14 protein-coding genes and 2 pseudogenes are annotated in these 12,593 nt (G+C 40.8%); 10 read left to right on the top strand and 6 right to left on the bottom strand.

Annotated features, from left to right (window positions below; genetic code table 11):
* On the bottom strand, positions 1-257 hold a 257-nt coding region (locus H6F92_RS12470; protein WP_190358071.1), incomplete at its 3' end, for a helix-turn-helix domain-containing protein.
* Positions 258-317: 60 nt separating this feature from the next.
* On the opposite strand from H6F92_RS12470, the pseudogene H6F92_RS26795 reads away from it, so the two are divergent.
* The 7 genes and pseudogenes from H6F92_RS26795 to H6F92_RS26005 all read left to right on the top strand — a co-directional run.
* Positions 318-569 (top strand): annotated as a pseudogene (locus H6F92_RS26795) (DUF4347 domain-containing protein); the annotation flags it as partial.
* Positions 566-802, top strand: coding sequence for a hypothetical protein (locus tag H6F92_RS26790; RefSeq protein WP_125730625.1), 237 nt, complete (start codon positions 566-568; stop codon positions 800-802). The pseudogene H6F92_RS26795 and the gene H6F92_RS26790, both read left to right, overlap by 4 nt.
* Positions 803-1,333: a hypothetical protein gene (locus H6F92_RS12455; RefSeq protein WP_190358070.1), complete on the top strand. Its 531-nt coding sequence runs from the start codon at positions 803-805 to the stop codon at positions 1,331-1,333.
* Positions 1,334-1,359: 26 nt separating this feature from the next.
* Positions 1,360-1,770: pseudogene (locus H6F92_RS12450) on the top strand (hypothetical protein); the annotation flags it as partial.
* Between the two features lie 139 nt (positions 1,771-1,909).
* Positions 1,910-2,089: a hypothetical protein gene (locus H6F92_RS12445; RefSeq protein WP_190358068.1), complete on the top strand. Its 180-nt coding sequence runs from the start codon at positions 1,910-1,912 to the stop codon at positions 2,087-2,089.
* A gap of 107 nt (positions 2,090-2,196) precedes the next feature.
* A complete protein-coding gene (locus H6F92_RS12440) occupies positions 2,197-3,330 on the top strand; it encodes a hypothetical protein (protein ID WP_190358067.1) in 1,134 nt (377 codons plus the stop codon).
* Between the two features lie 18 nt (positions 3,331-3,348).
* The gene (locus H6F92_RS26005; protein ID WP_242030115.1) at positions 3,349-6,552 is read left to right on the top strand and encodes a cadherin domain-containing protein; all 3,204 of its coding nucleotides are present in this window, start codon (positions 3,349-3,351) and stop codon (positions 6,550-6,552) included.
* A 41-nt stretch (positions 6,553-6,593) separates the two neighbouring features.
* Here the strand turns inward: H6F92_RS26005 and H6F92_RS27195 are convergent, their stop codons facing one another.
* The 4 genes from H6F92_RS27195 to H6F92_RS12410 all read right to left on the bottom strand — a co-directional run bounded on the left by H6F92_RS27195 (position 6,594) and on the right by H6F92_RS12410 (position 8,162).
* A complete protein-coding gene (locus tag H6F92_RS27195; protein WP_338420907.1) occupies positions 6,594-6,689 on the bottom strand; it encodes a PLP-dependent transferase in 96 nt (31 codons plus the stop codon).
* Positions 6,686-6,862 (bottom strand): PLP-dependent transferase, encoded by a 177-nt coding sequence (locus H6F92_RS12420; protein WP_323670468.1) that lies wholly within the window; start codon positions 6,860-6,862, stop codon positions 6,686-6,688. The genes H6F92_RS27195 and H6F92_RS12420 overlap by 4 nt, the downstream gene beginning before the upstream one ends.
* 170 nt (positions 6,863-7,032) lie before the next feature.
* Positions 7,033-7,662, bottom strand: a complete 630-nt coding sequence (locus H6F92_RS12415; protein ID WP_242030114.1) for an exosortase-dependent surface protein XDP2 — start codon at positions 7,660-7,662, stop codon at positions 7,033-7,035.
* A gap of 41 nt (positions 7,663-7,703) precedes the next feature.
* Positions 7,704-8,162: a hypothetical protein gene (locus H6F92_RS12410; RefSeq protein WP_190358066.1), complete on the bottom strand. Its 459-nt coding sequence runs from the start codon at positions 8,160-8,162 to the stop codon at positions 7,704-7,706.
* A gap of 663 nt (positions 8,163-8,825) precedes the next feature.
* Between H6F92_RS12410 and H6F92_RS12405 the strand changes: the two genes are divergently transcribed.
* Positions 8,826-9,632 (top strand): prohibitin family protein, encoded by an 807-nt coding sequence (locus H6F92_RS12405; protein WP_190358065.1) that lies wholly within the window; start codon positions 8,826-8,828, stop codon positions 9,630-9,632.
* Positions 9,633-9,703: 71 nt separating this feature from the next.
* Positions 9,704-10,102, top strand: a complete 399-nt coding sequence (locus H6F92_RS12400; protein ID WP_002767331.1) for a YidH family protein — start codon at positions 9,704-9,706, stop codon at positions 10,100-10,102.
* Between the two features lie 77 nt (positions 10,103-10,179).
* Here H6F92_RS12400 and H6F92_RS12395 read toward each other — a convergent pair whose 3' ends face one another.
* The gene (locus tag H6F92_RS12395) at positions 10,180-10,419 is read right to left on the bottom strand and encodes a hypothetical protein (RefSeq protein ID WP_190358064.1); all 240 of its coding nucleotides are present in this window, start codon (positions 10,417-10,419) and stop codon (positions 10,180-10,182) included.
* Between the two features lie 457 nt (positions 10,420-10,876).
* On the opposite strand from H6F92_RS12395, the gene H6F92_RS26000 reads away from it, so the two are divergent.
* Positions 10,877-12,439: a hypothetical protein gene (locus H6F92_RS26000; RefSeq protein WP_242030113.1), complete on the top strand. Its 1,563-nt coding sequence runs from the start codon at positions 10,877-10,879 to the stop codon at positions 12,437-12,439.
* The last annotated feature ends 154 nt before the right edge of the window (positions 12,440-12,593 follow it).

Below are 12,593 nucleotides of genomic sequence, written 5' to 3'. Positions count from 1 at the left end.
TCTGTGGCTTTTTTATGATTTCCATTTTTTCTCCCATCTTCTAGACTTTCTAAATTGTTAGGATCGCCGTGAACACACCAAGGGGCGACCGTTTTGAGTGAACAGCCAATAAAGTCAGCTATTTCTCGTTGAGTTTTTCCGTCGTTTAGCAAGAGAAACATTAAAATTCTTTCCCTAACCTCTGCTCTTTCTTCTTCTTTAAGAGCTTTTTGTAAGTTTTTCTTTTCTTCTAAGTCTAGGAAATCTTTGGCTGGCATAAGTAGGATTTTTCTAAAATTACTATTTCTATTTTAGGTGGTTTAAGTGCGTTTTAGCTTAGTGCGAGAAATCAGCGTTTAACCGCTACCGTAGTTTTCCTCGATGCTGGTGTTGCCGATTATCAAAGTCTCCAAGCTGGGGTAATTCCAGAAGTCGCCACCGTTATTCTCACTCCCAATCAAGACGGAATCGAACAAATATCCGCTTTTTTACCACAAAATCCCCAGATTACCACCACCACCTCTATTATTAAATCGGTGCGTTACGCTATCGCGCTTCATAGCCTACGAGTAAGCAAACAACTCAAATGAACCCAACAACCGCCAATTATGATGAACCCTGGAAAGAAGCATTAACCGAGTATTTTGAAGCGTTTTTATACTTCTTTTTTCCTGAAGTTCACCAACTAATTGATTGGACAAAAATTCCCGAATCCCTAGAAAAAGAACTCAAACGGATTACCGCTTCAGCAAAGACAAAAAAACGTTTCGCAGACAAACTCTATTCAGTTATCAGTTACCAGTTATCAGTTATCAGTGACTAATTGGAAGCAAGTAGCAATCCTTTTGCTATAATAGTGATGGCACACCTGAAAACAAAAGCAACTACTGGGAAGCTGCCACAACGGGAACAGTGGAAGTGGAAGTTAATCAGGGGATTATATGAAAAGGAGTTCGAGAGGGAACAGATAATTAAACTGTTTGAAATCATCGACAATATGATGACTTTATCCCCTGAATTGCAGTCAAGTTTAGAGAGTAAAATCAAACAATTTGAGGAGGAAAGAACCATGCCTTTAATGAGTAATATGGAGTTACGAGGAAGGAAAATTGGTGAGGAAATTGGGGAGTTACGAGGAATAGAACGCGGTAAGGAAATTGGAGCGTTAGAAAATGCTCGTGATTTTGTGAAAAAAGTTTTGGAAAACCGACTAGGCGATATCCCTGGAGATATTGGACAATGTCTCAATGATGCTTCAGTTATTTCGGTTTTAGAAGAGATGTTAAAAGCCGCACTTATAGTAAATTCTTTTGAGGAGTGTAGGAAGTCTTTTAGTATCATCATAAATAAGTAGGTTGGGTAATACCTACCTTACTTAGTAAACTGTTTGAAATCATCGACAATATGATGACTTTATCCCCTGAATTGCAGTCAAGTTTAGAGAGTAAAATCAAACAATTTGAGGAGGAAAGAACCATGCCTTTAATGAGTAATATGGAGTTACGAGGAAGGAAAATTGGCAAGGAAATTGGGGAGTTACGAGGAATAGAACGCGGTAAGGAAATCGGTAAGGAAATTGGCAAAGAAATAGGTAAGGAAATTGGGGTGCTAGAAAAAAGCCGCGATGCCATAAAAACAGTTTTAACTGTGCGGTTTGGAGAGATTTCTTCAGAAATTGAAGAGATAATCGGCAAAATGACTAACCCTACTATCTTAGAAGAGCTACTAAAATTAGCAGCTACCGCTAATTCTCTCGCAGAATTTAGGCAGTCTTTGGCAAGAATCCAATAATCTTATCCTAATATCTAGAAAACGGGTTTCTCAAAGAAACCCGTTTTCTGTATAAATATTAATTTCTGTTACAGGGGTCTTGAAAAATTGGCCATTGTTAGGCTAAAACTGTTAGCAATAAACCTCTGCTGTTAATGTCATGACTTCTACCCTGTTGCCGATTTTTCCTCCTATTGACGATGTTTTGTTCGATTTCGCTCAATCTGATGGTTTTTGGGCGAATTTAGAAACCGCTTTTGGCACAAGTTATGATGTGGTTAAAGCGACGCAATTACGACAGCAGTGGCGATGGCGATCGTTGCACAATCAGCTACCATAGCTTTCTGTCCCAGGAGAATACTCTTACAGAGTCAATCCACTGGGTGATTAATAACATCCATAAACGATTACATTGTAGTTTAGATTAAGAAATCCATTGCAAATTTTATGGCTAATCCAACCATCACAGTAACACGCAAAGATAATGGAGTTGCTGAATACAAATTTACTCACGGAAGCGAAACAATCACAGGAAGTGGCTTTTGGGATGATACTACACCTTGGGCTTCTGGAGATTACAAAGCTAGCTATTGGTTATTTGGAAAAACTCTTAGCTCTTTTCGTTTTGGAACGCCGACAAACCCCGACCCCATACCAGAACGTAAAACAATTGTTTTTCATTTAGGAACAAATACTGGTAATACCGAAGGATGTCTTGTTGATGCCGATAATTTTGTAGGCAGAGTTTATACATATTTACGGGGCAAAGATTTAGCACCAGAATATTTAGCAATGGTGGCAAATCGGACGCTTAATGATTATTATAATAAAAACTGGAATCCAATAGACATAAAAGTAGAAGGTGATTACAGTTATGATGTTCAACTTTCTATAAATGGTGGTAAGTCAAGTTTTACAGAAGGCGATAAAATCTTACTTGAAATTTCCTTGACAGGACCTGGTGCTGCTAATGGTCTATCAAAAGATATTTGGTTTCATCTTAATTTTAGTGGCACAGGCAGTTTAAAATCGGATTTAAAGTCAAATAATTTAGCTAGTCTGCCATCGAACAAAACAGTAAAATCAGGTTTAAAAAATGACAATCAATGGGTAAAAATTAGTGCTGGTCAGCAAAAAGTGACTGTTGCTCTCGATTCTATTTTTGATGATTTAGAAGAGGGTACAGAAAATTTCAACGTAACTATTGATGACTATTATATACGCAGAGTGTCTCATAGGATTGTAGTTGGAGAAGTTTTTTATAAATCAGAAGGATCTTTCCCCATTAATGGTAGTAACGACAGTATTTCTTTTGAGTTAAAAGATCAAAAAGAAATATTTAATAGTCTTATAGAAAGTGGCGGTCAAGGAAACTTTACATTTACTGCACCAGTTGCGCCCAAACAAATTATTACAGGTCAATTTACGTCGTATTCTGTTCCAGACAGACTAATTATTAAAGACGGCACTATAAACCTCCTTGATACAGGAAGTGTTAGTGTTACTGGAATGCCAATTAATGGCTCTTCGGTTTGTGTTATGCAATGGACGAGGATTACAAGGGATGGAACCCTTATTTAGAAAGGCATTTGGCGATTTTTGTCAATTGTTTTTGCTCTAGAGCGAACTAATCAATTAAGTCTCTTGCCAGATAAGGATTTAGTCGATTTATGCCCCCCTATTGAACCATACCAAGTAACGAAGAACCCAATTAATTTTAGAATCCCTGATAATAGTGCAGGTAATATTACCGTTACGGTTGAGGCTCCTTTAGGTGGGACACTTTGGAATTTTTCCTTAGTATCAGGCGGATTTACACCCAAAAATCAAAGATCACAAAAAAATTTTTTACCTCTTTTTTCAGAAAATCTAGAACCATTTACCGTAAATCCAGAGGAAAATGCTAACAATACTAACCAACAAGGATCGCAAATTAATACATATATTACACCTATTGTTAGTGAAAGCGAAGTTTATTTAGAGGCTCAGTCTATTCAACCAACGTGGGTAGTTAATACATATACTACCTCTATTCTTACTGAAGGTAAAGTTTATGATACTGGACAAGCCATCAGATTCAACATTAATCGGAATGGCGATACAAATAAGACAGAAGAAATTGGATGGCGTGTCAAACCTACAGGAGATAATCCAATATCCGCAAATGATTTTGATTCTAGCACTTTACCTGAAGGAATACTAACCTTATTACCTAATGTTCAGACGACCATTGATATAAATTTTGAACGATTGGATACCACTGGTCTATCAAAAGAAGATTTGGATGCACTTGGGCCTATTAATGATTACTGGGGTTTAAAACAAGACGGGTTACAAGAAGGAGAAGAAACTTGGACAATAGAGTTGTTCGATCCATCATCTGGCAATATTATCCCTGCTTCTTTTGATGGCAGTTCTGTATTCAGTGTCTTCGATGATTTTTTCTTTGTTGAACCTGAAATAGGAACTGATGATGGAGAACTCTTAGAAGCGGATAGTTTGCCTAGTATTATCTTTGGTTCTGGTGGAGACGATACTATTATTGGTTCCGCGGGTGACGACACTCTATACGGTGATAATGGTGATGATATTATTAACGGTGGAATTGGTGATGATATTGTTGATAGTGGGTTTGGCAATGATACCATTGATGGAGGTGCTGGAAATGATACTCTACGTATCTCCCGACCTAAGTCAAAAATAGCACTAACAAGACAGTCTGATGGTTCTTATCTTTTAGAAGATTTAAGTAATGTTAGTTTTGGTATTGATGTAATGAAATCTATTGAAACTATAGAGTTCAGTGATGAAACAATCCAACTTGATGCTAACATTACTCTTACTATCTCTCCTGAAAGTGTGACCGAAGATGGGACAACTAATCTCGTTTACACCTTCACTCGCACCGGAGTAACAACTGATGCTTTGACAGTCAATTATACAGTCGGGGGGACAGCTACTTTTAACACAGATTACACTCAAACTGGTGCAGCAAGTTTCACAAGTACAACCGGAACAGTTAGTTTTGCTGCTAATTCTGCGACTGCGACTGTAACAATAGACCCTACTACTGATACAACTGTTGAACCCGATGAAACCATCACTTTAACCCTTGCTCCTGGGACAGGTTATGCCATAGGTACGACTGACGCAGTTGTGGGAATCATTACTGATACTGAAACTCCCGGTAATCAAGCTCCGACAAATTTAGCCTTAAGTGCGACCACAGTAGATGAAAATGTCCCTGTTAACACAGTAATTGGAACATTTTCTACCACAGACCCCGATACTGGTAATACCTTTACCTATAGCTTAGTTGCAGGAACAGGAGATACTGATAACTCAGCTTTCTCGATTGTGGGGAATCAATTACAGATTAATAATTCCCCCGATTTTGAAACCAAGAATAGTTACAGTATTCGGGTAAAAACCACCGACCAAGGGGGACTAAGTTTTGAGAAAACCTTGACAATTACTGTCAATGATGTTAATGAAAATCCTAGTAACCAAGCTCCCACAGCCCTAATTTTCCAAAATGCTGTCACCGAGTTAGCGGAAAATGTCGATGTCACACCAGAATTTAAAGTCGCCGATCTCCTGATTGAAGATGATGGTTTAGGAACCAATAATCTCTTCCTCACGGGACGGGATAAGGAGCGCTTCTTAATTCAGAATTCGGCTCTTTTCTATGTCGGTTTTACCCCTAATTTTGAAGCCCAAAATAGTTACGAAGTCACTGTTAATGTCGATGATCCAACCGTTGGTGTCACCCCCGATCTCACCCAAACCTTCACTTTAAACATCACCGATGTCAACGAAGCTCCCACAGCCCTAATTCTGGCCAATAGTACCAATGCGATCGCTGAAAATACCGATACCAGTCAAGGTGTCAAAGTTGCCGATATTCAGATCACTGATGATGACTTGGGGACAAATAGCCTTTCTTTGTTGGGCAATGATCAGAGCAGTTTCCAGATTCGTGGCCGGGAATTATTCTTCATCGGTAAGGCCGATTTTGAAGCCCAATCCCTCTATAATCTGACGGTAGCGGTGACGGACACCACCCTCAAACCGGCTCCCAATGCCACACCAGACGCAACGGTTAATTTCACCCTAGAAATTACCAATCTACCCGACCAAGCCGTTAATCCCCAAACCATCCAATTTAAAGATACGGGTAATGGACAAGGTTCTCTGGTTTTCAACTTCAGTGACTTGCCCGGTAGCATACAGGTCACAGCCATTGAGGAAGGACTCCAACAGACGGGAGCTTTCTTCAATAACGTTGTCGGTCTCTATCCAGTGGCCGATGATAACGGAGCCGTTTTTGACAGCCTCGATTTAGATGGAGATGGCAACGTCACAGAGTTAATTCAACCGGGTCAAGCGGGTTATGCCCGTAGTGCCTTAAGTCAAGCGGTGAATAACTTCTTTTTGCAGGCCAGTGGGGAAGGGGCAAACCAAAGCACCACCGCCGCTGAATTTGGGGATGTGTTGTTGGAAGGGGGGCGACGCTACGCGCCTTTTGTCATTGCCAATGGGGGCAATCTGGGGGAAAGTCTGCAAGGGAGTATTCAGGCATTTTTGACCAAGAATCCCGATAACGTGGCGGCCACCCTAGAAAACTATATAAGTCATGAAGTGGCCTATTTCTCCTTTGGCTCGGCAAATCCCGATGGGGCGGAACATTTACGGTCAAGGGGGAATAATATCTTTGGCTTTGAGGATTTACCGGGGAACTTACCCAATATCAGTGATAACGACTTTAATGATGGGATTTTGGCGTTTAATTTTATTGCTTAACCCCAGTTCGGGTTAAACGGAGGGGGATAAGGCCCATTCCATTATTGCGCCGCCTGACCGCTAGAGGTGGCCAGGGCCGCCGCACCTCCTTCTAAAGCCGCGATCCGCTTCTCGAAGACATCGGTGGTCGGGTTCATGATCCTGGTGTATTGCCGAACTCTTGTAGGGCAAACAGTCGCGCCCCGTGGTCGGCATCGTTGAAAACGTAGGAGGTGGTTTGATAGATGGGAACGGCGCGGGCGTTGGTTCCGGGGGCAGGTTCCTGGCCGGCGTGTACTTGCAGCGTCTCGAAACGATAACGGTCAGACATAGGTACTTACGGACGAAAATAAAGGATAAATTCCTCGATCTGTGCGATCGAGGAAAAAGGGTGATTATCTCCTTAATAATGGATAAATAGAGGGTTTTAACCCATTGATCGCTATTTTTTCGTGAATGACAGTTCGCTGGTTGATGGCATTTAAACCGCCTTTAAAGGATTCACTCCCTACTTCGAGTAGAACGATCCTTGCCTCGTTTCACAAAGATTCCAAGACTTCCTGCGAGTAGGGTGGCGAACACGACATTAGGTTCGGGAACCTTTACGTCGGCGGCGATTACTTTGAAATCTGGCCCGTTATCGCCGACTCCGTTCAGACGGAGGGGATCGTTATTGCGCTCGCTAGTTAAGCGCAGGGTTCGCGCGCGGATACCGTCGAGCCTAATCCCGATCGAACCAATATTGAACGGGCCGTTGTTGAGGACGGGAGGAACGATTGTGCTGATGTTATAGTCCGCTTTCGTGTAGTTCGCGCGTAAAATTTTATAGCTGGCTAAAACCGTCGTTCCATCGTCCGCGAGCGCTTCCACCAGTAAATCGCTATCCCCCGCAACGGCTCCCCCCGGCGTTCCCCCCCGTTCCCAGAAAAAGAACGTATTCACCGGTCGGGCGAAAGAAACCTCGATAATCGCAGTATCGGCATTCTCACGGGTTACGAGGAGACTATTCAGGTTTAAATTGCCCAAACTGGCCGCTATATCCGCTCCCGTGGGGTTCGGTTTCGCTGGACCCTCCCCGACCAGTAGGGCTGATTCATTCTCTAGTTTGATTCCTTGTTTGTCTGTCTTCAATCGCTTACGGGGCAAGCAAAGCAAGGCATTTTAAAAATTTTTCAGATATTTGTTCTGAGAAATTGACTGAAAACCTTGCCAGATAAGGATTTGATTGAATGACATTTGCGAGAATGAAACGACCCTACCCCGACCAGGGGATCGCTAGTCGTGTTCGGTCCGTAACCCGCATGGAGAATTCCGTAAGTTTCCCCGTTAGCGGCATTAAAATAAGTATCGTTGCGAATCACGGTTGCGGAATTCACCAGATCGAACTGACTGACCGTTAAACCGTTGAAAACCACTGAATCGAGACGGACATCTCTAGTGGGATCGTTGAGAAGATTAGGATTTCCAGTTAGGTTCGGACTGGCCGTAACGTTGGTTTGAAAGGAAAAGGGGAGAAAACCCGCCGCACGCGCGGATGTTCCGGTCGTTAGAGCCAAGGCCACTCCGGTCGTCGTGCCGGCGATTTTGAAAAGAGCGGCGAGGTGGCGCGACCGCGTGAAAAGATGACTCATCGATAAATGACCTCGTTAGGGAATGGAATCAGTACAGTAGGCTTATCCGCTTACTGTATTTAGGGTTCTACCATAGCCATTTTTGTGAGTCAATTTATCGAGATATCCTTTATACAAAATATCTTTTATGCCGAAACTAGATTATGTTAAGGTAATTGCTAAGTAAGTGGTTCTAATCCCCTTAATCCCCCCTTGATCAGGGGGTGCCGATCCCCCCTTAATCCCCCCTTAATAAGGGGGGCATCTGACAATTTTTAACATCTACCTACTTACAAAAGAAAGTACCAGCTAGACTGGTGAAATGAGAATGTACCATTTAAGACAAGGGAAATTTTGTTATAATTGCTTCTGGATAACCCCGATTACTTTCTTGGATAAATAAATGCTTTTTTGACCAAATTTCTGACTAAAACTAACGAGATGCTCGTTTAAATTCATGATTTCCAAAACATTTAATCGGCTACTATGATAACTATAAATAGACAAGTATTTTTCGATATTTCGCCAGCTAGAAGGGAAATAAATAACGAGACTAAATCTGACTTTATCTAAAAAATACAGGACAAGTTTACTTTTATTTTATAGATAAAATTATCAAGATAGAAACAGCCTTTTTATTGATTTGTAAACCTATCCTATTAACCATCTCTTTTCTCAAGTAAAATGCTCAAAATTCGTCTTTTAGCTAGACCAAGTAATATCTTTTTTTTGTTATTAATTTTGGCGATTATTTTTAATCCTTTCGTGATTGTCAATGCGGGAGAAAGAGGGGTTTTAATGGTCTTTGGTCAAGTACAGGAGAAAATACTTAATGAGGGTATTCATGGGATTATTCCCGTTGTTAACACGGTAAAAAAACTAAGTGTGAGAATCCAAAAACAACAGATAGCGGCCGAAGCTTCCTCCAAAGACCTACAGGAAGTATTTACAGATGTGGCCCTTAATTGGCATATTTTAGCATCAGAAGTTAATAATATTTTTCAACAAATTGGCGATGAAGCGGCTGTCATTGAACGAGTAATCGATCCAGCAGTCGAGGAAATTCTCAAGGAAGTTATGGCTAAATATACCGCAGAAGAATTAATTACTAAACGGGAAGAAGTCAAAGGAGAAGTGGATATTCGTTTGAGCGAAAGACTGAAAAATTATCATATCGGTGTCGATGATGTTTCTTTGGTTCATGTCAACTTTTCCGATCGCTTTACCGATGCGGTGGAAGCCAAACAAATTGCCGAACAGGAGGCCAAAAAAGCCGGTTTTATGGTGCTGAAAGCTCTGAAAGAATCGGAAGTAAAAATCAATCTGGCTAAGGGAGAGGCGGAAGCTCATCGCATTCTCCAAGACTCCTTAAGTCCAGAAGTTTTACAGAACAAAGCGATCGAAAGATGGGACGGTAAACTCCCCCTATTTATGGATGATAATCTGCTCAAGTCCCTTGAATTGGCTAAAGATAAGCGAAAAACTAGATGATAAAAACAATTTATTAAAACCAGAAGAAAGAATACTTGATTTTATTGAATTTGATTGCTAGGAACTCCTCTATGCTGTTTAAATCCCGAAAGACAAAGCAGAAATTTAACCCTGATTACTGGCGAGATCATTCGGCCAACGAACGCACCTATCTGTCTTGGATGCGCGCCTCGATCGCTTTGATGGGTTTTGGTCTGGTCATTTTGCGTTTACGAACAGTATCTTCGTCATCTCTAGGACTAGGTTGGTTGTTGGGTTTTGTCTTCGCTATGGTGGGATTATTAACCGTTGTCATCGCCACGCGCCGATATTTTCTCATCCGGCGAGCGATCGATAGTAATAGCTACGAACCTGCTCAAGTCTGGATGATCTGCTTTAGTATAGCGATCGCTTGTCTGGGGTCAGGAATTCTCTATTTTGTCGCCACCAGTCCCGATAGCGGTGGAGTGGAAAGCATCGGTTTCGATTAAAACCCCATCCTCGCAGGGAGCGGGATGGGGAGAAAATTGCTCGATACAGGTGGTAAAATCCAGATAACTACTTAGAATTACCCATTTTCCGACCTTTCCCACGAAGGGGCAAAAGGTGGACAAATTAAAGGACAAGCGCGCCAATGACTGTGAACAGGGACTCCCAAGCGTTGACAATGGCCATTTCCTCTCCCCTGAAACTTATAAAACCGACAGTAACGACAGGTGGAGGAACAAGTAGCAACTTTCGGGAGAGGATTTCCCGTGGATTCGATCGCTGTTAGTTTTGGGGATAGGGTGGAAATGGTGTCTAGCATGGAAGTCTCCAAGGCTAACGGGGTTCACTAGCGACTCTTACCGTACCTAGTCCCAAATTATGTCACAGTTGCCCATCCTCCCGGAGTATAACGATTGACACGCTCCTAAAAAATTGAGAAAATCCCTTGCTGCCAGACCTATTCCACCACAACACGCTTAGAAAAGCACCAACTCATACCAAATTTCAAAAACTATGGCCTACTTAGGGTTGGCTGAATAAATCTAAAAACCTTGTTGGATAAGACTTTTAGACTTTTTTCCCCTCAAAAAGTGCCAGCCATTGCGGGGATCGGGGGGAAAATTCCAGGACTTTTTCCCTGAAAATTAGGTAACTGACTACCTCAAAATCGGTAAAACCCCACACCCCCCCTGCCTAGGCTGTTGACTTTGTTGGTTTTAAGGTAAAATTATTTCATACAATAATGTTGTCGTTAAAATCAAGCAGAGGAAAAGTAAATGCCAGAGTTTAAAAGTCCAGTTAGTAGATTAGCACGGTTATTTCAGAAAGGTCGAGATAGCTGGAAAGAAAAAGCCTTAGATAAACAAAAAAAAATTAGAGCACTAGAAATAAAAGTCAGAGATTTATCTGCGTCACGAGAGCAATGGAAACAACGTGCGCTGGCAGCAGAATCACAGATAAAAGAGCAGAATATAGAAGCAAAAATAGTCAAAAAAAAAGAAGAAACTGAAACCGAGGCAGCAAACTTAGGTGAGAACAGTGAGGAATTAAATATCAAAGGTCATTCTTACGATGTTAAGACAATTCAGCAAGCTTTAGGACTTTTAATTGATTGTGGCATCAGTTTGAGAGCGACAGAGAAAGTATTCGAGTTATTTGATTCTGAATCAAAGACAACTCCAAGCTTTAGTTGTCTAAGAAAATGGCTAGGAAGAATTGGAATATATGAATTGACAAGGAAAAAAGAATATCGAGATGATTGGATATTTATTATTGATTTTACCATCGAACTAGGAAAGCAAAAAGCTCTAGTCGTATTAGGAGTTTCGCGGCAGTATCTTATCGAACAAGTAATTGCTCAAGAACGAGGTTTATCACCTGAAGATGTAGAACTACTAGGATTAGAAATTATGGATTCGACAAAAGGGGAAATAATCCTTAGTAAGCTAGATAAAATAACTGAAAGAGTAGGTGTACCAGTACAAATAGTCGCAGATCATGGTAGTGACCTTGCACGTGGAATCAAGCTATATCAAGAAAATTATCCAGAAGTCATTTACACTCATGATGTCACTCATGCAATGGCTTTGCTTTTAAAATATAGGTTAGATGCAGATGATAGATATCAGTCATTTATTCAAAAATGTAATATATGTAGACAAAGACTCCAACAAACAGAATTATCTTTTTTATCTCCTCCAGCGCAACGTTCTCAGTGTCGTTACTTTAATGTTGAAAGACTGACTAATTGGGGAATTAATCTGTTAAACTCTCCAGAAGAGACTCTGATTAAATTAATGCCAGATATTGAACCTTCGCTGATTTATCCGAAAATAATAGAGAAGTTGGGATGGTTAGTTGATTACGAAGCAGACTTGATTTACTGGAATCAAATGGTGACAATGACACGCAGTCTAGAAACCCAATTAAAACAATTAGGAATTAATTTTCAATCTCTGAAATATTTTCAGGAAAATCAATTTGAATTTGTTAACAGTTCCCTTCAGGATTTCCAACAACAGCTCTTTGATTACCTGACTAATCAGTGTTCACAAATCAAGGATAAAGAAGCTTTTTTAGCCACTTCTGATGTGATTGAATCGTTGTTTGGAAAATATCAGCAATTTTCTGCACGTTGTCCATTTAAAGAGATGGGACAGATGTTATTAACCATTTGTTTATCTACGATGAATCTAACGACTGGCGTTGTGAAAAGTGCACTCGAAGCCATTAGTTTTGCCGATGTTAAAGAATGGCTCGTTGAAGTTTTTGGACAATCTATGCTCTCAAAGAGAAAAACTTTATTTTCAGCCAATATTGACGACACAGAAACTGCATGAACTTTTATCATTCAAAAAGGCACAGAGTCAACAGCCTAGCCTAGGGCTGATTCATTCTCTAGTTTGATTCCTTGTTTGTCTGTCTTCAATCGCTTACGGGGCAAGCAAAGCAAGGCATTTTAAAAATTTTTCAGATATTTGTTCTGAGAAATTG

Source organism: Microcystis wesenbergii FACHB-1317 (genome assembly GCF_014696875.1).
GTDB classification, from domain to species: Bacteria; Cyanobacteriota; Cyanobacteriia; order Cyanobacteriales; family Microcystaceae; genus Microcystis; species Microcystis wesenbergii_A.
The sequence above is the reverse complement of the archived record's forward strand: the minus strand, read 5'-3'. Positions and strand labels throughout refer to the sequence as shown.